At 40.4% G+C, this 24,212-nt stretch carries 25 protein-coding genes and 1 rRNA gene; 6 read left to right on the top strand and 20 right to left on the bottom strand.

Annotated elements, in window-relative coordinates:
* Both ACZYRN_RS15520 and ACZYRN_RS15515 read right to left on the bottom strand, forming a co-directional pair.
* Positions 1 to 106 (bottom strand): 16S ribosomal RNA (locus tag ACZYRN_RS15520); the annotation flags it as partial.
* A 295-nt stretch (positions 107 to 401) separates the two neighbouring features.
* Complete coding sequence (locus ACZYRN_RS15515; protein ID WP_488912536.1) at positions 402 to 1,277, bottom strand: nucleotidyltransferase-like protein; 876 nt, start codon at positions 1,275 to 1,277, stop codon at positions 402 to 404.
* A 116-nt stretch (positions 1,278 to 1,393) separates the two neighbouring features.
* On the opposite strand from ACZYRN_RS15515, the gene ACZYRN_RS15510 reads away from it, so the two are divergent.
* Positions 1,394 to 1,744 (top strand): YgzB family protein, encoded by a 351-nt coding sequence (locus tag ACZYRN_RS15510; protein WP_488912535.1) that lies wholly within the window; start codon positions 1,394 to 1,396, stop codon positions 1,742 to 1,744.
* A 51-nt stretch (positions 1,745 to 1,795) separates the two neighbouring features.
* On the opposite strand, the gene perR is transcribed toward ACZYRN_RS15510, so the two are convergent.
* The 3 genes from perR to bcp form a co-directional block, all read right to left on the bottom strand.
* Positions 1,796 to 2,260, bottom strand: coding sequence for a peroxide-responsive transcriptional repressor PerR (perR, locus tag ACZYRN_RS15505; RefSeq protein ID WP_488912534.1), 465 nt, complete (start codon positions 2,258 to 2,260; stop codon positions 1,796 to 1,798).
* A gap of 115 nt (positions 2,261 to 2,375) precedes the next feature.
* Entirely contained in the window at positions 2,376 to 3,323 is a 948-nt protein-coding gene (locus ACZYRN_RS15500; RefSeq protein ID WP_488912533.1) for a D-2-hydroxyacid dehydrogenase, read from the bottom strand.
* A 144-nt stretch (positions 3,324 to 3,467) separates the two neighbouring features.
* Positions 3,468 to 3,968 carry a thioredoxin-dependent thiol peroxidase gene (bcp, locus tag ACZYRN_RS15495; RefSeq protein ID WP_488912532.1) on the bottom strand — a complete coding sequence of 167 codons (501 nt, stop codon included), beginning with the start codon at positions 3,966 to 3,968 and terminating at the stop codon, positions 3,468 to 3,470.
* 159 nt (positions 3,969 to 4,127) lie between these two features.
* Here bcp and ACZYRN_RS15490 point away from each other — a divergent pair, with 159 nt between their 5' ends.
* On the top strand, positions 4,128 to 5,420 hold the full coding sequence (locus tag ACZYRN_RS15490) for a glutamate-1-semialdehyde 2,1-aminomutase (RefSeq protein WP_488912531.1): 1,293 nt from the start codon (positions 4,128 to 4,130) through the stop codon (positions 5,418 to 5,420).
* Positions 5,421 to 5,583: 163 nt separating this feature from the next.
* Positions 5,584 to 6,666, top strand: coding sequence for an FUSC family protein (locus ACZYRN_RS15485; RefSeq protein WP_488912530.1), 1,083 nt, complete (start codon positions 5,584 to 5,586; stop codon positions 6,664 to 6,666).
* A 32-nt stretch (positions 6,667 to 6,698) separates the two neighbouring features.
* Here the strand turns inward: ACZYRN_RS15485 and ACZYRN_RS15480 are convergent, their stop codons facing one another.
* The 6 genes from ACZYRN_RS15480 to mutY form a co-directional block, all read right to left on the bottom strand.
* Positions 6,699 to 8,447 (bottom strand): ABC transporter ATP-binding protein, encoded by a 1,749-nt coding sequence (locus ACZYRN_RS15480; RefSeq protein WP_488912529.1) that lies wholly within the window; start codon positions 8,445 to 8,447, stop codon positions 6,699 to 6,701.
* A 55-nt stretch (positions 8,448 to 8,502) separates the two neighbouring features.
* Positions 8,503 to 9,033: a nucleoside tri-diphosphate phosphatase gene (gene ntdP / locus ACZYRN_RS15475; RefSeq protein ID WP_488912528.1), complete on the bottom strand. Its 531-nt coding sequence runs from the start codon at positions 9,031 to 9,033 to the stop codon at positions 8,503 to 8,505.
* A 148-nt stretch (positions 9,034 to 9,181) separates the two neighbouring features.
* Complete coding sequence (locus ACZYRN_RS15470; protein ID WP_488912527.1) at positions 9,182 to 9,700, bottom strand: gamma-type small acid-soluble spore protein; 519 nt, start codon at positions 9,698 to 9,700, stop codon at positions 9,182 to 9,184.
* Between the two features lie 206 nt (positions 9,701 to 9,906).
* Complete coding sequence (locus ACZYRN_RS15465) at positions 9,907 to 10,275, bottom strand: hypothetical protein (protein WP_488912526.1); 369 nt, start codon at positions 10,273 to 10,275, stop codon at positions 9,907 to 9,909.
* Between the two features lie 91 nt (positions 10,276 to 10,366).
* On the bottom strand, positions 10,367 to 11,110 hold the full coding sequence (gene fabL, locus ACZYRN_RS15460; RefSeq protein WP_488912525.1) for an enoyl-[acyl-carrier-protein] reductase FabL: 744 nt from the start codon (positions 11,108 to 11,110) through the stop codon (positions 10,367 to 10,369).
* Positions 11,110 to 12,198 (bottom strand): A/G-specific adenine glycosylase, encoded by a 1,089-nt coding sequence (gene mutY / locus ACZYRN_RS15455; RefSeq protein ID WP_488912524.1) that lies wholly within the window; start codon positions 12,196 to 12,198, stop codon positions 11,110 to 11,112. Before mutY ends, fabL begins: the two co-directional genes overlap by 1 nt.
* Before the next feature lie 93 nt (positions 12,199 to 12,291).
* Here mutY and ACZYRN_RS15450 point away from each other — a divergent pair, with 93 nt between their 5' ends.
* Positions 12,292 to 13,281, top strand: a complete 990-nt coding sequence (locus tag ACZYRN_RS15450; protein ID WP_488912523.1) for a metal-dependent hydrolase — start codon at positions 12,292 to 12,294, stop codon at positions 13,279 to 13,281.
* Here ACZYRN_RS15450 and ACZYRN_RS15445 read toward each other — a convergent pair.
* The 3 genes from ACZYRN_RS15445 to recX form a co-directional block, all read right to left on the bottom strand.
* Positions 13,278 to 13,547 carry a YfhJ family protein gene (locus ACZYRN_RS15445; RefSeq protein ID WP_488912522.1) on the bottom strand — a complete coding sequence of 90 codons (270 nt, stop codon included), beginning with the start codon at positions 13,545 to 13,547 and terminating at the stop codon, positions 13,278 to 13,280. The genes ACZYRN_RS15450 and ACZYRN_RS15445 overlap by 4 nt on opposite strands.
* A 129-nt stretch (positions 13,548 to 13,676) precedes the next feature.
* Positions 13,677 to 13,994: a YfhH family protein gene (locus tag ACZYRN_RS15440; RefSeq protein WP_488912521.1), complete on the bottom strand. Its 318-nt coding sequence runs from the start codon at positions 13,992 to 13,994 to the stop codon at positions 13,677 to 13,679.
* 32 nt (positions 13,995 to 14,026) lie between these two features.
* On the bottom strand, positions 14,027 to 14,818 hold the full coding sequence (gene recX, locus ACZYRN_RS15435; protein ID WP_488912520.1) for a recombination regulator RecX: 792 nt from the start codon (positions 14,816 to 14,818) through the stop codon (positions 14,027 to 14,029).
* Positions 14,819 to 14,902: 84 nt separating this feature from the next.
* Between recX and ACZYRN_RS15430 the strand changes: the two genes are divergently transcribed.
* Entirely contained in the window at positions 14,903 to 15,823 is a 921-nt protein-coding gene (locus tag ACZYRN_RS15430) for a TIGR01777 family oxidoreductase (protein ID WP_488912519.1), read from the top strand.
* Positions 15,824 to 16,144: 321 nt separating this feature from the next.
* On the opposite strand, the gene rlmD is transcribed toward ACZYRN_RS15430, so the two are convergent.
* The 6 genes from rlmD to ACZYRN_RS15400 form a co-directional block, all read right to left on the bottom strand.
* Positions 16,145 to 17,512, bottom strand: a complete 1,368-nt coding sequence (gene rlmD, locus ACZYRN_RS15425; RefSeq protein ID WP_488912518.1) for a 23S rRNA (uracil(1939)-C(5))-methyltransferase RlmD — start codon at positions 17,510 to 17,512, stop codon at positions 16,145 to 16,147.
* A gap of 64 nt (positions 17,513 to 17,576) precedes the next feature.
* Positions 17,577 to 18,302 (bottom strand): delta-lactam-biosynthetic de-N-acetylase, encoded by a 726-nt coding sequence (pdaA, locus tag ACZYRN_RS15420; protein ID WP_488912541.1) that lies wholly within the window; start codon positions 18,300 to 18,302, stop codon positions 17,577 to 17,579.
* A 158-nt stretch (positions 18,303 to 18,460) separates the two neighbouring features.
* Complete coding sequence (locus ACZYRN_RS15415; RefSeq protein WP_488912540.1) at positions 18,461 to 19,975, bottom strand: fumarate hydratase; 1,515 nt, start codon at positions 19,973 to 19,975, stop codon at positions 18,461 to 18,463.
* Between the two features lie 368 nt (positions 19,976 to 20,343).
* Complete coding sequence (locus ACZYRN_RS15410; protein WP_488912517.1) at positions 20,344 to 20,523, bottom strand: SE1561 family protein; 180 nt, start codon at positions 20,521 to 20,523, stop codon at positions 20,344 to 20,346.
* A gap of 19 nt (positions 20,524 to 20,542) precedes the next feature.
* Positions 20,543 to 21,604 (bottom strand): calcium/proton exchanger, encoded by a 1,062-nt coding sequence (gene cax, locus ACZYRN_RS15405; protein ID WP_488912516.1) that lies wholly within the window; start codon positions 21,602 to 21,604, stop codon positions 20,543 to 20,545.
* A gap of 83 nt (positions 21,605 to 21,687) precedes the next feature.
* Positions 21,688 to 22,068, bottom strand: a complete 381-nt coding sequence (locus ACZYRN_RS15400; RefSeq protein WP_488912515.1) for an OsmC family protein — start codon at positions 22,066 to 22,068, stop codon at positions 21,688 to 21,690.
* Positions 22,069 to 22,297: 229 nt separating this feature from the next.
* On the opposite strand from ACZYRN_RS15400, the gene ACZYRN_RS15395 reads away from it, so the two are divergent.
* Complete coding sequence (locus ACZYRN_RS15395; RefSeq protein WP_488912514.1) at positions 22,298 to 24,205, top strand: heavy metal translocating P-type ATPase; 1,908 nt, start codon at positions 22,298 to 22,300, stop codon at positions 24,203 to 24,205.
* The last annotated feature ends 7 nt before the right edge of the window (positions 24,206 to 24,212 follow it).

The following is a 24,212-nucleotide window of genomic DNA, read 5'->3' as shown; positions in this document are numbered from 1 at the left end:
TCCGCCGCTAACTTGAACAGAGCAAGCTCTGTCAAGTCCGCTCGACTTGCATGTATTAGGCACGCCGCCAGCGTTCGTCCTGAGCCAGGATCAAACTCTCCAAAAAGTGTTTGACTTGCTCATTTGTCTATCTGCAGATGACGGGCATCTGCCAGATAAATGTTAAAACTAAAACGTTGACGTTTTTTGTTGATTTTGTTCAGTTTTCAATGTTCAATCCTTACTTTAGCGTCGTTGTCCAAAAAAATCAAAACAGCGACTTTTACATGATACCAAGATCAATTAGATTCGTCAAGGTATATTTTAAATTTCTTTTTCGTCTGTTTTTTATTATCTCAACAGCGACGCTTATTAATATATCACTTTAAATATTCTTGGTCAATGCTTTATCCCCAAAAAAATTATTTTTCTTTATAAAGCTGATAATATCGATGGAAAACTCCTTGTCCTTTCGTTTGAACAGAGATAACTCGCACAAGCTGCCGTTCAATTAAATACTCCATTAATGTAACCAGATCAACAGAGTAGTGTGTAACTTCACTATGATTTAAAAGTTCATTAATGCTCCACCATTCTTTTTCCCTTATAAGACACAATAGATGATCGGCTCCTCTTTCTGTGCGCGAATGAATTAGAAACTCACTTGCTAAAAAAAGAAGCTCTAGTCTTTTCTTCAAATCTTCGTCGCTTGTCAGTAACTCTTCATATAACTTATAAATACCCGGCTCAATATAACGAACTTGATTCCATACAGTCAACTCTGGATAATAGCCATTTTCGATAATTGATAATCTGGCGAGATGGTGGAGGGAATGTAAAACATGATTATAGGCATCAAGATAATGTCCTTCGTTAAAGAATGCTTTCCCATCTGTGTATCGTTTAATCAGCTTAGCAAACTCAATAGTCATTTTAATTTTGCGTCCATAAAAAGGGAATTCACGCATTTCTGTTTTTAATTCATGAACGTACTCATTTCGATCAAACAAAATACGGCCATGATACAGCCATTCAATGACTTTACGATTTGTACCTAGAAGAAGCCATTCTTTTAATTGTTTTTCTGTTACAATATACATTGATGCCGTTTTATTGTTGCGGTCGACATAATGTTTTGTAAATACAGCCTCATCTGCTTCACGGACGATAATAACAAGGATGGAGTCGAAATTTTCAGTAAATGCACTGTTTTGTTTATTTCTTTCAGCAACTATAACACCTAGTGTATTTTGCTGGCTTGTTCGTTCTTGATACAAAGGACGAAGAAGATCTTCCATAACACATTCCTCCAGACTATTTAATTCGTTGAGTTAAGTTTCGACACATATTGTCGAATACCTGCCGTAAAACATAAGAGAAAATATGGTATAGTGATGTTTAGGAGGTTGAAACGATGGCAAAAAAGTATTCAAGTAAAATTAATAAAATACGTACATTTGCATTAAGTCTTATTTTCATCGGATTCGTTGTTATGTACGGCGGAATTTTCTTCCGCGAAAACTTTATCGTTATGTCGATTTTTATGGCGCTCGGTCTTCTTTGTATTATTTTAAGTACGGTTGTTTATTTTTGGATCGGGATGCTTTCAACAAGAGCAGTGCAAGTTGTGTGTCCTACTTGCGGAAAGCCTACGAAAGTTCTCGGTCGCGTCGATATGTGCATGTACTGTAATGAACCTTTAACACTTGATCAAACACTTGAAGGAAAAGAATTTGACGAAAAGTACAACCAGAAAAGAGTGTAAACCATCCGAAAGCATTAAAAAACCTCCATCCCATTTGGGAATAGAGGTTTTTTAATGCAAATCTTTATTTCTGCAGCTCGGACATTTTCCGTAAATTTCCATCCTATGATGACTAATTTCAAAGCCTGTAACATGAGAAGCGAACTGTTCAACTTCATCCAAACCCGGATAGTGAAAATCCACGATTTTATTGCATGATTCGCAAATGACGTGATAGTGTTCAGTGGTAACAAAATCAAACCGGCTTGATGTATCACCGTACGTCAATTCTCTCACAAGACCTACTTCTCGGAATACGCGTAAATTATTGTATACAGTCGCAACACTCATATTAGGAAATGTTCCTTCAAGTGCTTTATAAATATCGTCAGCAGTCGGATGTGTCATTGACTCGACTAGAAATTCAAGAATCGCATGACGCTGAGGTGTAATACGAACACCTGTCTGCTTCAGCGTATCAAGTGCGTCTTTTAACTGCTCATGTGATTCATGGACATGTGTATGTGACATCAACATGCACCTCTTTTCTTTCTGATAAGGAATGTTACTTTATAATCCTTATAAACAGTGTACTAACAGAAACACATATTTGTCAATGAAAAAGAATAACTGGCTGAACAGTCACTCTCAGTTAATATCCTTTCTTGATATCAAGAATATTTTGATAATCTCCTCCCTCTTTAAAACAGAGTAAATTATGTTCAAAAATCGCCATTGCCCGGGGAATATAGGCTTTTGTAATGCTTGAGATGTGCGGCGTAACGGTAATGTTTTCATGACGCCAAAACGGATGGCCTTTTGGCACTGGTTCCATTACAAACACATCTAGATAAGCATGCGCAATTTCCTCATCATTAATAGCTGACAACAGTACATGCTCTGATACAACATCCCCTCGTCCTATATTAATAAAGGCCGCTGTCTGCTTCATCGCTTCAAAATGCTCCGGCTGCAGTGCGCCTGCTGTCTCCGGTGTACTTGGTAAAATCGCAATGACAAAGTCTGCATCCTTTACAGCTTCCTCTAATTCACTCATTTGAAATATACGATCAAATTCATCAACAGAACGACCGCTGCGATTGACACCTGCTGTTATCATTCGAAATGCTTTGCATAGACGGGCAATTTCTTGACCAATTGCCCCTGTCCCAAGAATAGCCGCTTCCTTTCCTGCTAATTCCTGCAATGGCAACTCTTTATTCCATGTCTCAGCTTTTTCTAGAACACTGAGTTCTGGAAAGCGTTTAACATGGTTTAGCATCAAACCAAAGGTAAATTCGGCCATTGGTATTTTATGGATACCTCGTGAAGTTGTCACAAAAATATCTCGATCTTCAATGGATTGAAGCGGCAATTCCTCAATACCTGCAGATGCGATCATAATCCACTTTAACAACTGGCATTGCTCAATCGTATCTTCTGTCAAATCATTGCCGAATGTGACAAGAACTTCAGCCTCTTGCAACACCTCATTCGCTTCTTTTATATTTTTATAGAATGAAAACGATTCTTCTGGAAATTTTCTTTGAATATCCGCTTGTATAGACCTTGGCGGACGAAATGTAAAAACAATGTTCACCTGTTTCTCCTGGTTAAATTACAGTCTGAAAAATCATCCCATGCCACAATAAAATATGATATGTTCGAAAGATAACCAGGATTCACCTCCCTTTAAAAAATGAATACATAGTACATCCAATACCCATTAAAGGCTTATGATTTTTTACGATTGATTATTAAGACGATTCAACGTCCCTTCATTTAATTCCTTCACAGCCTGTAAAGTCTCTTCCACATGCCCTTTTACTCGTACTTTTTTCCACTCTTTTACGATGATTCCTTCTTTATTAATTAAAAATGTCGATCTTTCGATGCCCATGTATTCTTTACCAAAATTTTTCTTTAGTGTCCACACACCATACAATGATGCCACTTCCTGTTCTTCGTCTGCAAGAAGTGTAAATGGAAGTGTGTGCTTTTCAATAAACGTTTGATGCCGTGCTGCAGGATCTGGACTAATGCCAAGAATAACCGTTTCTAATGATGAAAAGCTACTGTATTGATCACGAAAATCACACGCTTCGGTCGTACATCCGGGTGTCATATCTTTCGGATAAAAATAAAGAACGACATTTTTCCCTTTAAAATCTGCAATGCTCACCATGTCGCCATTCTGATTCGGCAATTTAAAGGTTGGTGCCTTCTTCCCTATTAATGTTGCCATATTAAATCTCCCCTTTTTCTTTTAAGAGTAGCGAACCTGCTGAAAAATGGCAACTTCAGGCTCACACAATGCTGCGCCTTTAGTCTTTGATCATGATTGATTCCTTTTTTAATGAAGACTACAATAGAAAAAGATGATTTAATCAGGAGGCTTAATAAAATGAATTTTTCTAAGTCAGACGTTTTACATAAGGAAGCACTTAAACATATTGTTGGTGGAGTAAACAGCCCGTCACGTTCTTACAAAGCTGTCGGCGGCGGTGCACCGGTAGCAATGGAACGCGGGGTCGGCGCGTATTTTTATGATGTCGACGGCAATAAATATATCGACTACCTTGCCGCATACGGTCCGATTATTACGGGTCATGCGCATCCGCACATTACAGAAGCAATTACGAAAGCCGTACAAAATGGCGTTTTATTTGGGACTCCGACGCAGCATGAAGTGACATTTGCAAAAAAATTGAAGCATGCGATGCCGGCACTCGATAAAGTTCGCTTTGTCAACAGTGGGACTGAAGCGGTTATGACAACTATTCGTGTAGCAAGGGCATATACCGGCCGCGATAAAATTATTAAATTTGCCGGTTGTTACCATGGTCATTCTGATCTCGTCCTTGTAGCAGCCGGAAGTGGACCATCAACCCTTGGCACACCCGATTCTGCTGGTGTACCAAAAAGCATCGCTCAGGAAGTTATCACTGTACCGTTTAATGAAACAAAATCATTAAAAGAAGCACTTGAAAAATGGGGAGACAGTGTAGCAGCTGTTATGATTGAGCCTATCGTCGGCAACTTTGGCATCGTCGAACCGAACAGAGGCTTTTTAGAAGAAGTAAAAAGGCTGACACATGAAGCTGGCTCTCTTCTCATCTTTGATGAAGTCATTTCAGCCTTCCGATTCATGTACGGGGGTGCACAAGACCTGCTTGGTATTACACCTGATTTAACAGCACTCGGCAAAATTATCGGTGGTGGACTGCCAATCGGTGCCTATGGCGGCCGAGCAGATATTATGGAAAAAGTCGCGCCGCTCGGACCTGCGTATCAAGCTGGAACAATGGCCGGAAACCCTGCCTCAATGCTGGCTGGGATTGCTTGTTTGGAAATTATCGAGCAGGATGGCGTATACGATGAACTTGATCGGCTCGGAGCAATTTTGGAAGCTGGGTTGCTAAATGCGGCGAAAAAGGCTGGCATAGCCGTAACGATTAACCGGTTAAAAGGCGCTCTCACCCTTTATTTCACTGATCAAAAAGTGGAAAACTATGATCAGGCAGAAGCAACAGACGGAGAACAGTTTGCCCGCTTCTTTAAAGAAATGCTGCTCCGCGGTATTAATTTGGCTCCATCCAAATATGAAGCTTGGTTTTTAACGACTGCGCATACAGAAGAAGACATTCGTACAACAATTCAAATAGCAGAAGAGGCTTTCTTCGCCTTAACAAACTAGAGATCGCTTAGACAGACGCCCATGGAAACGGGTGCCTGTCCTTTTATTTTTCTTTCGCTTGATTTCCCGTCTTATCCGTTGTATAGTACAGTTTGTTTGATTTGCTGGCACGCGCGGTAAATAGACATAAATACAGTTTTATCAGAAAGGAATCTTTTATCAAATGAAGCTTGGTGCCCGCATTTTCAAAACGGGAATTGCCATCGTTTTAGCGCTTTACATAGCAGAGTTTCTTGAATTACCTTCACCCGTTTTTGCCGGGATTGCGGCTATCTTCGCTATCCAGCCAAATATTTACCGCTCCTATCTAACTGTTATTGAACAAATTCAAGCAAATATTATAGGTGCTGGCATTGCAATTTTATTCGTTTTATTGTTCGGTAATCATATTCTTATTGTCGGCCTCGCAGCGATTATTGCGATTATTCTTCTCTTGAAATTTAATCTTGAAAAATCTGTCGGCCTCGCTCTTGTAACAATCATTGCCATTATGGAAGTACAAAATGAACAGTTTTTTCAGTTTTCATTAATTCGTCTGTTTAATATTTCGATTGGTGTCGCTTCTTCATTTCTCGTCAATCTCATCTTTCTGCCACCGAAATATGAAACGAAATTGTTTTCTTCGATCAATCAAGTAACAGAAGATATTTTAATGTGGATTCGCATTACGTCACGCAATGCTTCTGACTCGTCTTTGTTAAAAAAAGACATGATGAAACAGCGGGAAAAGATTTTAAAAATTGATCAAATGTTTTTATTGTACAAAGAAGATCGAACACCTTTCAAAAAAAACCTTCGGGCGAAAAAACGAAAAATCGTCTTGTACAGAAAATTGATTTTAACGACTCGCCGAAGTTTAGATATTTTGCAAAGACTCAATCAATATGAAAATGAATTACATCATTTACATTATGACCTGCAACGGACATTGCAGGATCACCTTGACTGTCTCGTTAGCTATCATGAACATTTACTGCTTCGTTTTATCGGCAAAGCTAAAACGACAGAAACATCAGAAAATTTATTCGAACCATGTATGAATCGTGATGAGTTTATGCGTATGTTTGCCGACAAGATTTATAAAAAGAATGAGAATGAGAATGACATAACGTCTTCCTTTCATCTGCTTCACATCGTATCCGCTATTCTTGAATACGGTGAAAAACTGGAGCACCTTGATCATTTAATGACCAGCTTTTATAAATATCACAAAGATGATGAAGCGCCTGAATACGAGGAAGAATAATAAAAAGCCATGCCGTTACTCGGCATGGCTTTTTAATGATCCAATTGCTGCACCTGAAATAGTCTCCAGTAACCGCCTTGTTTCTTCATTAACTCTGTATGTGTACCGTCTTCGATTACCTCACCATGTTCAATCAAAATAATTCGATCTGCATGTGTGATCGTTGACAAACGGTGCGCAACAATAAATGTTGTTCTTGTTTTGGCCAGTTTGTCAATGGCTTCTTGAATTAAATGTTCACTCTCTAAATCAAGTGCCGATGTAGCTTCATCTAAAATAAGCAACGGTGGATTCTTCAAAAACACACGTGCAATAGCAACACGCTGCTTTTGACCGCCAGACAGCTTTACACCCCGTTCACCGACTTTCGTTTCGTATCCTTCCGGAAGTGCCATAATAAAATCATGTGCATTGGCAGCTTTTGCAGCAGCAATAACCTCTTCCATTGTTGCCTCCGGCCGGCCAAGTAAAATATTTTCCCGGACCGATTCACTGAACAGTATATTATCCTGTAATACCATCCCGATTTTATCTCGTAACGATCGTACTTTAAAATCTCGAATATCCATTCCATCAAGTAAAATGCGGCCGCCTGTTACATCGTAAAAACGTGGAATAAGGCTCACAAGCGAGGATTTTCCACCGCCGCTCATACCGACAAGTGCCACTGTCTCCCCCGCTTTTACATGTAAATGAACATCGTGTAAAACAGGCGCATTTTCTTTATCGTACTGAAAATGAACGTGTTCAAAAACAATGTCTCCCTTTACATTGCGGCATTCAATTGCCTCTTTTTTATCCGTCACATCATATTTTTCATCCAGCAATTCAAACATGCGGTCCATTGATGCAATGGCTTGTGTAAGTGTTGTCGATGAATTGACAAGGCGGCGAAGCGGATTATAAAGACGGTCAATATAAGCAATAAAAGCCGCCATTGTACCGATTGTTAAATTTCCCTCGATCACTTGCACACCCGCATACCCGATAACAAGAAGAGGTGCAATATCAGTAATCGTGTTGACTACTGCAAACGCTTTGGCATTCCAGGCCGTTTGATCAAGTGCTTTTTGCAAAAAGTTCTGGTTATGTTTTTGAAAACGCTCCTGCTCAACTGGTTCAATGGCAAAGCTTTTAATGACCGACATCCCTTGTACACGCTCATGTAAATGACTTTGCACTTCTGCAAGCGCCTGTGAGCGGACACGCGTTAAATGGCGTAAGTTTCCGAAAAAATATTTAACAGAAATTGCGTAAAATGGAAAGACAATAAGTGCAACAAGCGTCAATTTCACGTCCATTGTCATCATAATGGCTGCGGCTATAACAATTGTCGCTGCATCTAGCCAGACGTTCATCAGTCCAGTAATGACAAAGTTTTTGGTTTGCTCCACGTCATTGATAATACGGGAAATAACTTCGCCGGCTCTTGTATTGGCATAATATTTAAAGCTAAGCTGTTGAATGTGCGCAAATAGCCGGTCACGGATGTCATATAAAATTTTACTGCCTGTCCACTGAGCGAAATACTGCCGGTAATACTCAACCGGATAACGAACAATGACGAATAAAATGAGCATTATGCTAATCAGCCAGTAAAGCTGATTTTTTTTCTCTGCTACAGTCATTGTCCCGCTGCCAATAATATCATCAATGACATATTTAATGACGATCGGAAGTAAAAGTGGAATGCCAAATTTAACAATTCCAATTAATATCGTACCGGCAATTGGCCATTTATATGGTTTAACAAATTGCATGTATCTTTTTATAACGCCCATTTAACTGCCTCCTTTTTCAAACAACGAAAAAACCTGTTGAATCCTCAACAGGCATTCAGCGGCACAGTTGTGAGTACTTTCCGTGCCATCGGTCAATAAAACCAGGAGTAAATGGACCTTTCTGCTGTTCAATTAAGGAAAGCAAGTGATCCATATTACTTCGTAAAATTTTATCAATCACTTCCGGGTAGTTCATTTCACGGCTGTGCTGTTGATACTCATCTTCATCAAGTAAAATATAGGTCATATCAGGAAAAACCTTTACATCAAGATCGTAATCGATGTACTTGATCGCACCTTGATCAAATACAAATGGTGAACTAATATTGCAATAGTAATGAATACCATCTGCACGGAGCATGCCGATTATATTGAACCATTTACGTGTATGAAAATAACTGATCGCCGGCTCTCGTGTGACCCATGTTCGCCCGTCTGATTCTGTTACAATCGTCCGGTCGTTTCCACCAATTACAATATTTTCAGTTGCTTTTACGACAACTGTTTCTTCCCACACCCGATGAATGTGGCCATTGTGTTTATAACTGTGAATCTGCACGGATTCACCTTCTGCAGGAATCGCCATCGTTGTCCCCTACTTTCTAGCGTCGCGTGCTTTTTCTATTTCCTTTTGCACGGACGGTGAAACATTCATGTCCTATTATACCGATTTACGGCGGAAATGAAAACAAATGAAGCCCTAGCCATTTGGCTAGGGCTTCATTTGCATTCTTTTACTGATTAGAAGATGAATTTTTTTTACGTGCTTGAGATTGTGCATTTTGCTGTCTTACTTCTTGCGCGTTTGTTTCAGCTGCGAATTCTGCAGCGTATTGCTGATTTACATTTGCTCCTGCATTACGATTACGCTGTGCTTGAGCAGATGCTGCATTTTGCTGTTTCACTTCTTGTGCGTTTGTTTCAGAGGCAAATTCGGCAGTGTATTGCTGATTTACATTTGATGCTGCATTACGGTTACGCTGTGCTTGAGCAGATGCTGCATTTTGCTGTCTCACTTCTTGCGCGTTTGTTTCAGCTGCGAATTCTGTAGCGTATTGCTGATTTACATTTGATGCTGCATTACGGTTACGCTGTGCTTGAGCAGATGCTGCATTTTGCTGTCTTACTTCTTGTGCGTTTGTTTCAGACGCAAATTCTGTTTGATACTGTTGTCCTTGAGCGGATGCAGCATTTTGTTTTTTTACCTGGTTAATATCCGTGCCGGCATTTGTCTTGTTACGCTTATTATTCATTATGTTCCCACCTTTACGGTTATTTTGTCAGTGTGGTGTTTTTATCTCCACGCTGACTATTTTGACCGTATTGGCTGAAATTATTCTTTAAAATTTAACGAGCAATATGCAGTCTCCACCGACAATAAGGGTTTGACCTCGAATCATAAAGGCCTCATTTTGTTTCGATAATTCAACCGATAAATGACGTCTTAACGCTCCGACTACTAATTTGAACGTTCCGACCGCTGTGTAATGACAGGCGGAAAGTCGGCAGAATAATGCGGATGTGACCGCTCCGGCCCCTGTGTAAGTTCAGAGGCAAACTCTGCAGAGTAACGCTGATTTGAATGATCCGACCGCTGTGTAATGACATATCCATTTTCTGCAGAGTAGCACTGATTTGGCTGTCCCGACCATTGTGTAATTTCAGTTCCAAACTCTGTAGAGTAGTCCTCATCTGCACGTCTCGATCGCTGTGTAATTACATATCCACTTTCTGTAGAGTAGCGCTGATTTACATTCGATGCTGTATTTTGTTTTTCCACATCGTTACTGTTTGTACCGACTTTTGTTTTGCTACAGTTATTGTTCATTATGTTTCCACCTTTACGGTTATTTCATCACCATGGTTTTTTTCCACACTGATTATTTTGACCGTATTGGCTAAAAATTATTCATTAAAATCTAAACAAGCAATGAGCGGCCTCCATCAACAATAAGGGTCTGACCACGAATCATAAAGGCCCCCGGCGAGATTAAAAACAGGACCGTCTGCACAATATCATCTATTTCCACAATTCGACCGGCTGGTGTATTTTGTTTCGCATCTTCTAAAATATCATCACGGTTCGGAAAATATTTTAACGCTTCTGTATCAATGGCGCCGCCCGATACAGCATTGACGACAATATTTTGTGCTGAAAGTTCAACCGATAAATAACGCGTTAAAGCTTCAACGGCTGCTTTTGATACCCCAACCGCTGTATAGTTTTTCAAATAACGGATCGCACCAAGTGAGCTAATGCTGACAATTGAACCACCACCGCTTTTTTCCATCATTTTTGCTGCTTCTTTCGCACAAAACAAAAGTGCTTTGCTGTTAATATCCATCGTCCAGTCCCAATGTTTTTCTTCTAATTCCATAATAGGACGTTGAACACCTGATGCTGCGTTATTAATTAATACGTCTAAACGACCAAATTCCTGCTCGATCGTTTCAAACATTCCTTTAATTTTTTGAACATCGCCAACATTCGCTTTAATGACTAAGGCACGGCGGCCTAGCGCTTCAATTTCTTTTGCTGTTTCTTCTGCCGCTGTTTTGCTTCGCGCATAATTGACAACAATATCGTAGCCTTGTTTTGCAAGGGCAATCGCAATTGCTTTACCAACACCGCGGCTGGATCCTGTTACTAGTGCTGTTTTCATTATTCTAGTCCTTTCACATACTTCCATATTTTTTGATGCGACACCGAAAAAGCAAATGTTTCAATTTCTTCTTCCTTAACGAGCTTCGACCGTTTTTTCTCAACTTCGTCCTGAATAATACCCGTGTATACATCAATGTTCCACGTTAAATGAGAAAATACATGTGTGATTTCTGTCGCTTTCTCCGCATTCACTTTCGCTTTCACGCCATATTCCATTTCTATAAATGATTCCAGTACATTTTTTGAATTAATTCCAGTGGACAATTCCACATTTGGGAACTGCCATAAATTAGCAAGAAGTCCTGAACTCGGCCGTTTTTCGATTAATATACGGCCATCGCTTGTCATCAAAACAACCGCGCCCATATGAACTTTCTTATCTGATTTTTTTTTCGTTTTAACTGGCAGTTCTCGCTGCACACCTTCTTCAAATGCCTGGCAATGGTTTTGTACGGGACATAGAAGACAAGACGGTGATGTCGGTGTACAAATAATGGCACCAAGTTCCATTAATGCTTGGTTAAATGAAGACGGATTTTCTTTGTACATTAATACTTCAACAGCTTGCTCAAAAACTTTACGTGTTGATGGTTTTGCAATATCTTCCCAAATAGTAAGTAGTCTTGAGATGACACGCATCACATTTCCGTCCACTGCCGGCTCCGGAAGTCCATAAGCAATACTTAAAACAGCCCCTCCTGTATACGGCCCGACACCCTTTAAGGATAAAAAGTCTTCTTTCTTCTCCGGCACAATACCTCCATAATTCTCAGCTACTTCTTTTACTGCTGACTGTAAATTGCGAACACGGGAATAATAACCGAGACCTTCCCATGCTTTTAGGACATTTTCTTCATCTGCATCTGCAAGGGCATCGATTGTCGGGAACTGCTCCATAAACCGGTTAAAATAGGGAATGACTGTCTCAACCCGGGTTTGCTGCAACATAATTTCAGATACCCATATTTTATACGGGTCGCGTTCATGCCGCCATGGAAGATCCCGTTTCTCCATTTCATACCAATTGACGAGATCTTGTTGAAATTTTGTAATATTCACCTTTTGTATTACACGGTTTTCTGACATATTGAATGTCCCTCGCTTTTTGACATGTTACAATAGACTAAAAATCGGGAATAACATGTATATATATTTTTTTCAGTAAAGGAGGCTGCCTTTTTGGATACAGGTACTCATATTGTCATGGGCTTTGCACTCTGTGGAATTGCCACTCTTGACCCGATCGTCACTGCCGATCCGGCCACAAAGTATGCCGTCATGACAGCAGCAGTTATTGGATCACAGGCACCTGACATAGATACTATTTTAAAACTTCGTAATAATGCTGTTTACATTCGCAATCATCGCGGTGCGACACACTCTGTTCCCGCTGTGTTGCTCTGGCCGCTTTTAATTACTGGTGTGTTGTTTTTCATTTTCCCAGATGTCAACGTGTTTCACTTATGGCTCTGGTCGCAAATTGCTGTCTTTTTACACGTGTTTGTCGATATTTTCAATGCATATGGCACACAGGCGCTTAGACCGTTTTCCCCGCGTTGGGTTGCGCTCGGAGTCATTAACACATTTGACCCGTTCATTTTTACGATGCACGTAATTGGCTTGCTCTTATGGGCATTCGGTTTTCATCCCGGTTATACGTTTATTTTCATTTATTTAATTTTAATCGGTTATTATATTTTGCGCTTTCAAATGCAGGGTGCCGTTCGCAATGCAGTACGTCGCCTTATTCCAGATGCAGAGGAAATTATTATTGCACCAACGATCCGCTTAAATCAGTGGCGTATTGCTGTTAAATCACTTGAACACTTTTATGTTGCCCGTGGTTATCGCCGTTCTGTAACGATTCTAGATAAATATAAACGGGTTCCGGTGCCTGAATCGATTTTATTTGAAGCTGCAAAAAAAGATGCCAATCTGGAAGCATTTCTTCACTTTTCCCCTGTTTATCGATGGGAAGTCGCAGAATATAACGACTGCTACGAGGTGAAGTTTATCGATTTACGCTATCGCAACAATGGACATTATCCATTTGTCGCTATTGTACAGCTCGACTTTGATTATAAAATTATCGGTTCTTACACCGGCTGGATTTTCAGTGAAGAAAAACTTCGCAAAAAGCTTACGTTTCCACAAAGCGATCATAGTTAATGTTTTACATCACCTGAATCATCCATCAGATGCTTATATTTTGGATTGCGTGCTACAAATTCATGAAGCTTGGGACCGTAATTGTCGATCCATTGCGTGACGACTTTTTCGGTCGCTTCTTTCCCTTTATAATCATAGCCAGCTTTCGCGTATGTCGCCTCAAAGTCTTCCCAAAGAAGTTCGACCCATATGCGGGCACGAGCAGCAGACAGATGGCTGTTTGCATCAAGCAGCCGCTCTGTTAATTTTTTAAATAGTTCCTCCATACATCATTCACTCCTTTTTATGATTGTCCATGTGAACCATATGGCTGATAAAACGGATTTTAGCTCAATTTCGGCCAGGAGAGTCAGAGCTAACATGAGCCAAAAATCATCAGCGTTTTATAACAAAGCCTATTTATTTAATAATGAAATGGGAATGCCTTCTTCTTCTCCATCCCCTGTCATACGGTAACCCCATGCAAAAACACCATTCATATATTCCACTTTAAAATACTGGCCTGGATCCGTTTTTAACTCGTACAGTTTACCTGGTTTAAATTCATCAGGATTCAACAAATAGGCCTGTGCCATTGTCGCCCGCCGTTCATATACGGCGAACTCATTCACGATGCCCAATTGCTCTGCCTTACGTGCTTTTTCTCTTAAACGTGCAATTTCTTGTTTTAATTCAACCTCTTCCATTTCACTATATCGTTTTTCAGTTTCCATCTTATTGACTTCCTTTCTGGGTCGGGATCATACTATTCTTCTTGCAGCTTTTCAATTGCTCGATCAATCGCCGAAAAATCAAAGCCTTTTCGGTATAAAGCCATCTTCATTTTTCGTCTGTACTCTGATGGCTCATATGACTGATAGCGGCGGTGGGCTTTTTTAGCCTGGTGCATGAGTGCTTCCACTTCCTGTTCCTCATCCAGCGGAGCCGTGACTGCGGCTTGTTTTAGTATTGAACTAGAATAACCTTTCGTTATTACTTGTTCTTCGGCCTTTTTCTTTTGTAAAAAAGCCGAATCTTTTTTATATTTTTTTAACTGTTTTTCATAAAGTCTCGCCGCTTTTTCAATTTGTTCTTCTTCTGTAAACTGTTCCATTGCCTTTGATCCTATTTCTTCATTGATCCCTTTCTCTTTCAATTCACGCCGAATAAGAGAAGGACCTTTATCAGTCGTTTGAATTTGTGTTTTAACAAAAGCGGCCGCAAACTGTTCATCATTCAGATAACTCATTGAACGAAGACGCGTTAAAATTTCTTCGGCCGCCTCCTGCTCCACTTCTTTTCTTTTCAAATAATCGAATACTTCTTTTTCAGAGCGCATGCGGATCGATAAATAGTTAATGGCGGCATTCAGTCCTTTTCGAACACCATCACGAATTTGAATTTCTTCAGCTTCCGCTTTCGTTATTTCGCTTCCTTTTCGAAGATTAAATTCCATTAACACAGCTTCGTCGACACTAAACGCATAATCCCCATCAACTTCTATATTATAGCGGTCTGTCCGTTTTTGCTGAACAGATATCTTGGTAATTTTAGGCATACAAGCTCCCTTTTTAGCACATTTGTTTTGTTTGTTTTCTTTTGAATCAGGTAATATAAGAATATAAGAAACGGAGGGTTCACAATGAAAGCAGCGATTGCAGGCGGCACTGGATTCATCGGTAAAGAATTAACCGCTGAACTTATTCAACATGGATACGATGTTTATATTTTAACGCGAAATACAGAAAATAAGAAAGAAAGAGACCATATTCATTACGTAAAATGGTTGTCGGATGATACTAAACCTGAAAATGAACTGCATAACATTGATGTATTTATTAACCTCGCCGGTGAATCACTTAACAGCGGCCGATGGACAGATGAACGAAAAAAACGAATTGTGGATAGCAGAATGATAGCAACAAGAGAACTTATCCGTATTATGACATCATTGCCAAAAAAACCTGCCGTCTTTATTAATGCAAGCGCAATCGGTATTTATCCAATTTCCGATACAGAAATATTTAAAGAAACATCAACTGCCTTAGGGAGAGGGTTTTTAGCCCATACCGTTAATAGCTGGGAAGAAGAAGCAATCCAGGCTGACAAAGAGGGTATACGTACTGTTTTAACAAGATTCGGCATCATTTTAGGGAAAGAAGATGGTGCACTGCCAAAAATGGCCCTGCCTTATAAATTCTTTGCTGGCGGAAAAATCGGCACTGGCCGTCAGTGGATGTCATGGATTCATGTAAATGACGCCGTCCGTGCTATTCGTTTTGCTGGGGAAAATGAGTCCGTGCAAGGTCCGCTTAATGTGACCGCCCCAAACCCAATCCGTATGAATGACCTCGGCAAAACACTCGCAAAAGTGCTTGGCCGGCCACATTGGTTATTCATTCCTGCGCCAGCACTAAAAGCAGGACTCGGCGAAATGAGTACCTTGATTTTAGATGGCCAAAAAGTACTGCCAGAAAAATTGATGCAATCAGGCTTTCACTTTAACTTCCCGCTCATTAGATTAGCACTTGACGATCTTTATAAAAGAATCAAGGATAAATAGACTTCCCTAATGCTTTTCATAAACATTGAAGAACTGTTTCAGCGACTTATGAAACAGTTCTTTCACTTTGAAAACAAAGTTAATTCTTCCTTCTTTCTGTGCACAAATAAGTCTCTAAACCTGTGGATAATGTGGATAGTCGCCAAAACAATTACTATGATAATGACAAATACCGTCAAAATTGTGGATATTTCTATGCACAATCTGTGGATAAATTTGTTGGTTATGGGGAAAACTCAGAAAATTCACAACCTATTGTTTAAATGACTGTTAACAACCTTGTCTGCAAGAATGAAAAAAAAAGATTCACCCTCCGCACCTTTATTTTCTTTTTAGTGTGACAACTGCTTCAACATGAGCCGTCTGTGGAAACATGTCAATTGGTTGAATGCATTCAATTTTATATATGCTGCTAAGTTCTGCAAGATCTTTGGCGAGTGTAGACGGGTTACAAGAGACATAAATAAATGTTTTTGGCTTCACATCTTTAATTGTTTGAATAAGTTTACGGTCAAGCCCTGTTCGCGGCGGATCCGTCACTAACACATCCGGTACCCAGCCTTGCTGCTTCCACTTTGGCAGCCACTTTTCGGCCGGGCCAGTTTCGTACGTTGCTTTCACTCCATACTTTTTCGCATTCGCACGGGCATCTGCAATTGACTCAGCTATTGTATCCATACCACGCACTTCCGCTGCTTCCCGACCGATCCAGAGACCGATTGTCCCCGAACCACAATACGCATCCGCAATTTTATCCGCCTTAGAAACATTCGCTGCCTTTTTCACTTCGTCATACAGTTTGACAGTTTGTACGGGGTTGAGCTGGAAAAAGGCACGAGCTGATAGGTCGTATTCAAACTCACCTAATTTTTCAGCAATCGTATCACTGCCCGCAATCGTTTTTGTGACATCACCGAAGACAAGATGTGTATTACCCGGGTTCACGTTATGTACGACGGACTTTACTGCCGACGCACGCTTCATTAATTCTTCCGCAAAAAGAACAGCTTTCGGGAATGTTTTATCTCCCGTGACAATCACTGCCTGTACGTCGCCTGTTTCAATTCCAGCCCGTACAACGATCGTTTTTACACCTTGTTTTTGTTTTGCGCTGTAGACCGGAATCGATAAATCGTTCATAAGCTGTTTGGCCATTTGAATCGTTTCATCAATGACATTGTGTTGAACGATACATTCAGGAATATCGACGAGTTTGTTCGAATTCGGGCTGTATAAACCCGCAATTACTTTTCCGTTACGAACATTCGTTTGAAATTGAGCTTTATTGCGGTAACGCCATGGATCATTCATTCCGATCGTATCGTTTATTTTCAAATCGGCAATATTCAATGATGTATACCGCTCAAGTGCCTGTACAAGAATTGCTTTCTTTTCATCAAGCTGTGCGCTGTAATCAAGATGCTGCAATTGGCAGCCGCCGCACTGATCATAGACCGGACAAGGAGGCGTGATGCGGTGGGCCGATTTTTTACGCAGCTTTTTAATACGTGCTTCTGTAAACTTCGGCATGACTTTTGTCGCTTCTGCGGTAATTTCTTCGCCTGGCAAAGCTCCCGGTACGAAAACGGCTTTTCGTTTAAAATAGCCAACGCCTTCTCCGTTAATGCCAAGACGTTTTATTGTAAGCGGGAACGTTTGCCCCGTTTTCATTTCTGTTTGATTGTTCATATTTTTCACCTCTTTGATACTTTATCACAGACGGAGTGCAATCAAAAGAATAGGAAAAAGCCGGTCATCGTGCACCGGCTAGTTCATTAAGTGATCGAAACGTGTATCCTTGTTTCTTTAAATCGCGAATAACATCAGGCAAGGCTTCTGCATTATCTTTAGACACGCTATGAAGCAGTATAACCGCGCCGGGATGAATTTGCTTCATGATTTCATCGTATGCATACTTTTTTCCTTTTGGCTGATCAGCATACCAATCCACGTAAGCAACTGACCACATGACATGCGTATACCCTTCTTTTTGCGCTGTTTTCAATACATTTTCAGAAAAAATTCCACGCGGTGGCCGAACGTATTTTGTCTTTTTTTGTTTCGTCATCCGTGCTACTTCTTTTTCAACCAGTTTCAATTCTTCGATCATTGTACTGTTGGGCACTGACGTTAAATCGTAATGATGCCACGAATGGTTGCCTACGATATGACCTTCTTTTACCATTCGCTTGATCAAATCAGGTGCACTTTCAACATAATGACCTGTTATAAAAAAAGCAGCAGGCACCTTTTCTTTTTTGAGTGTATCCAGAATCGTTTTCGTGTGCCCGTTTTCATACCCGTTATCAAACGTTAAATAGATGACTTTTTCATCCGGACTTCCTTTGTAAAAAGAATCATATTTCGCCAACAAATCATCCAACTTTTTCCCTGCCTCTGCCTGCTTTCCATCATTTCCTTTTTGAAATCCCCAGTGAATTGCTTCTGACGATACTGCAATCATTGGCAGCATGAACATGAATAGAAGAAAGAAAATAATTTGCCGCACTATAACACCACCTTTTTCCCATATGTTGCACTGAATAGAGGTGGTCAATGCGTGGTAAGTTATCACAGAAAAAATTATTTATTCATTTCTTTAGACAAAAAACCCGGCACGCAGCCGGGAATTCCATATTATGAAAATACTGGTTCTTTGAATTTTGACAATTTTTCAAGTGAAGTTTTATCGACTTCTTCATGAAGACTGTTCCCATGTGAATCCATTGTAACAACAGCCGTAAATCCTTCAACTTGCAGGTGCCACATGGCTTCTGGTATACCAAAGTTCATTAAGTCGACACCTTCTACACTTTTGATACAGTCCGCATAATACTGCGCCGCACCGCCGATTGCGTTCAGATAAACGCCGCCGTGCTCGCCAAGTGCTTTCAATGTTTTTGGACCCATGCCGCCTTTACCGATCACTGCACGAATTCCGAATCTTTTCATGATGTCTCCTTGATATGGCTCTTCACGGATGGATGTTGTTGGACCGGCTGCCTTTACATGCCATTGTCCTTCTGCATCTTTTAGCATAACTGGTCCACAATGATAAATTACTTGTCCGTTCAAATCAACCGGTGAATCGTTTGTGCTTAAATATTTATGTATTGCGTCGCGTCCTGTATACATCATGCCGTTAATTTTTACGACATCGCCAACTTTAAGATTACGGATCTGTTCTTCGGTAATCGGTGCCTCCAATGTAACAATACGGCTTTCCGATTTTACTTCCTGCTCTTCTTTTTGCACTGTATCAAATGATACATCTTCCCCCTCTTGATAATACCATTCCCCAATTTCACCTGTTTCCGCATTAATGGAAACACCGAGACGGCGGTACGCCCAACAGTTATACGCAACGGATACAAAAAAGCTCGCAGGTAAACGATTCATAACACCCACTTTACAGCCAAGCAAAGTCGTTTCGCCGCCAAATCCCATTGTGCCGATGCCCAATTCGTTTGCATGCGTCATTACGTACTCTTCTAGTTTGCGCAAATCTTCATTTTCGTTCACATCATCCACACCGCGGAACAGTTGTGTTTTCGCGAGGTCATACCCAGATGAACGGTCGCCGCCAATGCCTACACCGATGAATCCAGCTGAACAGCCCTGTCCCTGCGCCTGATAAACGGAGTGCATAATACATTTACGAATACCGTCAAGGTCACGTCCTGCTTTACCAATTCCCTCAAGTTCGCATGGCAAGCTGTATTGAATGTTTTTATTTTCACAGCCGCCGCCTTTTAAAATAAGACGTGCATCAATATAATCTTCTTCCCACTGTTCAAACTTAATAACTGGAGTACCGGGCCCAAGATTATTCCCGCTGTTTGAACCGTCCAATGAATCAACTGAGTTCGGACGAAGTTTTCCATCTTTCGTCGCCTGTTCGATTGCTGTATAAATCGCTTTTTGAATTTGAATCTGGTTTACGCCAACCGGTGTTTTAATTTTAAACGTCGGCATGCCCGTATCCTGACAAATTGGTGAAATATTATCATCCGCCATTTTAATATTTGTTGTAATGGTATCAAGACTCATAGCAGAGCGCGTGCCTGCATTTTCACGTTCTTTGGCTGCTTTCACCGCGCGCCTTACATCTTTTGGAAGATTTGTTGATGTTTCTACAATCAACTTATACATGCTTTGCTGCAACTGCTCAATAATCACTTTAGTTCCCCCTCAAGAATTCTTATGTTTTAAAATGTTAACAATGTTTCTATTATAACGCTCCCCTCATACGTTTAAAAGAAAAATTAGCTGTCACTTTTTTTCACAAGATTGAAGACTGCATACATATGATTCTGTTACAGTGCCTTTATTAATAAGCCTTAAAGATCATGCAAAACAATCCTTACAACTAGATATCCAGTTGCTGTTAAGAAGTTAATTTCTGATTATTTAATCACATTTTTAACTTTTTTGCCTGCTTTCTGACCATTCACCCATATTTTCTAACCATTCATGTAAAAAACGCCTCAAAACAGGATTCGTTTTGAGGCGTTTCTTATTTACCCGCGCACACGGAATTGTTCACATTTCAATTCGATATCATTGATCATTTCAATTAAGCGATCAATATCTTCTACTTCCGCTTCTTCCGGTTCAATCGAATTGAGCACTTCCATAAAAATATTTAATCGTTTTTTTAAATAGACAACTTGTGTTGCTTTGTCATTGATCGGCTTCAATTGAGTATCTTCCCTTCTTTTACAGCAAGTAAAAACCGATTCCCATAATGAAGTATGCAGCCAGTAGTGTCAACCCTTCAAACCAGTTTGTTTCCCCATCATTTGAAATGCTGACCGCGAGAAAAACGGCTGTAATCATTGAAATAAGCTCTGGAATCGTAAATACAAGTGGCATTGGCGTCGGGAATAAAAGTGATATTAAGACAAGAACCGGCGCTACAAACATCGCGATTTGTAATGTAGATCCAATCGCAATCTCCACTGCCACATCCATTTTGTTTTTCATTGCCATTAAAATCGCCGATGCATGCTCAGCTGCATTTCCGACAATCGCGACGATAATGACCCCTATAAAAAGTTCTGACCAGCCAAATTGTTCTCCGACTGCTGCAAACGTATGAACTAGACTTTCCGCTACGTAAGCAACTGCAGCAGTGGCTGCAAGCAAAATACCAATCGCTTTTTTCTTCCCCCACTCCGGCTCTTCTTCTTCGTGAGCAGCGTTTTCATGTCCTTCTAGAGCCGCATATACACCGCGATGCGTAACAAGTTTGAAAAATAAGCCAGCAAGATACAAAACGATCATGACCACTGAAATCCCAATACTTAAATTCAGTGTTTTCGTTTCATTCATCGACATTGAAAAAATTTCTGGGATGACAAATGCGACGACAACCGCAAAAATAAGCAAGCCTGAATTGTGCCGTGCATCATGTACACTGAACGTCTGTCTTTTAAATTTCAAGCCGCCTAAGAAAAATGACAACCCGGCAACAAGAAGCAAGTTGCCTAGTACAGAACCAGTCAATGAAGCGAGTACGACCCCTACAAGCCCTTCTTTTAACGCAAAAATAGAAATAATAAGTTCAACTGCATTTCCAAATGTCGCATTTAACAATCCGCCAATACGCGGTCCGAGAACAATTGCCAGACTTTCTGTTGCCCGTCCCATGTAGCTTGACAGCGCAATAACCGTTACACTGCAAATAATAAACATGACGACACTTGGCCAGTGTAAAAGTGATCCTGCGATGGTAAGCGGCACACCGATCACAATCAATGCAGCAAATATTTTCCCCATAATCCTCACACTCCATAAATCAAAATAAATAGCTTATCCACCTATCCTTACCCACCATTTACTTTTTTTACACAAGAAAGCCATTATTTCATCTCAAATGTTTCTTCCACCTCAATAGCGGGGATAACGGATTGTACCATTGAACAGTTTTTCCTTGTTAATTCGAGTGCTTTTTTTACTTTCTCTTCTTTCAATCCTGTTCCTTTAATAATGAAGTGTACGGAAATTTTTTCTACTCGATCTGCTTGATCAGGATTGCGTTTTACGTCTGTTTGAATTGTAATATCTTCAATCTCAATACGCTGCTTTGCAAAAATTTTGCGCAAAACCCCCCCGCTGCAAACAGCTACAGATGACACTAGTAGTTGATATGGACGAAACCCATGCTCATCATCTCCTGAAATATCCAATTTTCCATACGGAAATTCAGCAGTAAAACCATTTTCTTTCATTTTAAATTCCATTTTGAACACTCCTTTTCATTTCGTTTCTATTCTATCCAATCAACATAATTACGCCAACTAAAATTACTTGCATCATACCTTTTATATGATATAATAAACTCACATTATAATTATTATAAAGTAAAAATTAATATAACCTAATTGAAAACCCTTATCAACTAACGTTTTAATGGTTACTTCGTTTTTTAAAAATGATCTTCATTCTCAATTATACAAGGAGGAAAAAAAGATGACCACTTACACTGAGAAAGCACCTCTTCAAACCAGCCTGTTTGATAAGTTGAAACCACACTTCGAATTAATCGCGGCTCTGCTAAGCGGTGTGCTTATTCTCACCGGCTGGGTACTCGATCAAAACGGAGCAGAAACAATGTCCGTTGCTGCCTATTTATCTGCATTTATTATTGGTGGATTTGCAAAAGCAAAAGAAGGCATTGAAGATACGATTGAAAATAAAGAATTAAATGTAGAAATGCTGATGATTTTAGCGGCGGCTGGTTCTGCTGCGATTGGATACTGGACAGAAGGCGCCATTTTAATTTTTATTTTTGCTGTCAGCGGGGCGCTTGAAACATATACATTAAATAAAAGCCAGCGGGAAATATCAGCATTAATGGATATTCAACCTGACACAGCGCTGCTCGTCCATGATGGCCTTGAAGAAAAAGTACATGTGTCTAAATTGAGACGCGGTGATCTGATCGTCGTCAAGCCAGGTGAACGCGTACCCGCAGATGGTGTCCTGACAAAAGGATATACGACCATTGATGAATCTGCGATTACCGGTGAGTCCATTCCTGTTTCAAAAGAGGCTGGTGCTGATGTGTTTGCCGGTACAGTCAATATGACCGGCTCTGTATACATTGAAGTAACAAAAAGATCTGATGAAACGTTATTTCAAAAAATTATTAATCTCGTTCAATCAGCTCAAAGTGAAAAATCACCGTCTCAGCAGTTCATTGAAAGATTTGAAGGTACGTACGTAAAAGTCGTGTTAATGGTAGTCGCTGTCATGATGTTTCTGCCTCATTTCATTCTTGGCTGGAGCTGGACGGAAACATTTTATCGGGCAATGGTTTTGCTTGTTGTCGCATCACCGTGTGCACTGGTCGCCTCGATTATGCCGGCGACATTATCAGCTATATCAAGCGGTGCCCGCAGCGGTATTCTGTTTAAAGGCGGCGCCCATCTTGAGAACTTAAGTCATGTAAAAGCAATTGCCTTTGATAAAACAGGTACGTTAACACGTGGGAAACCAGAAGTAACGGATATGGTCATCCGTAAAGGATTAGACCGTGATTCTTTATTAAAAGCGGCCGCTTCTATCGAAAGCCGATCGAATCATCCGCTTGCTCACGCTGTCGTCCGTTACGTACAAAATGAACAGATTCCCTTTTCTCCTCCCGACCATCTTGAAGATGTAGCCGGATGGGGGGTAAAAGGCACAATTGATCAAAAAGAATGGAAGATTGGAAAAGCCGCTTTTGTTGGGGAAAAAGAAGCAGAGACTTTCGCAAATGGAGCGTCATTAGCGTTTGCTGAGGAAGGCAAAACGACGATTTTTATTGCTGACCATGAGGGTATAGCAGCTGTCATTGCTCTTAAAGATATCATTCGCGATGAAACGAAGCAGGCGCTAAAGACATTACAAGATGAAGGCATTTTCACTATTATGTTAACCGGTGATAGTGAAAAAACAGCGAAAGCGATCGCTGCTGAAGCAGCACTTAGTTCTTATATTGCCGAATGTTTACCGGAGCATAAAGTAGACCATGTAAAAGATTTGCTTAAAAAGTACGGTACGGTCGCAATGGTTGGAGACGGGATCAACGATGCTCCAGCACTGGCAACAGCATCTGTAGGAATTGCCATGGGTGAAGGATCTGATGTAGCGCTTGAGACAGCTGATGTTGTCCTAATGAAAAATGATTTGCCAAAAATTGCAGAAGCGATTAAGCTGTCACGCAAAATGCAGCGAATTGTAAAACAAAATGTGATCTTCTCTATTTCGGTAATCGCTTTATTGATTATATCAAACTTCTTCCAAGTGCTCGATTTGCCATTCGGCGTTCTTGGGCATGAAGGCAGCACAATTCTCGTCATTTTAAATGGCCTGCGCCTTTTAAAACGGACATAATAAAATC

Source organism: Domibacillus sp. F004, from assembly GCF_057814295.1.
Note: the sequence above shows the minus strand (reverse complement) of the source record. Positions and strands in the feature narration are given on the sequence as shown.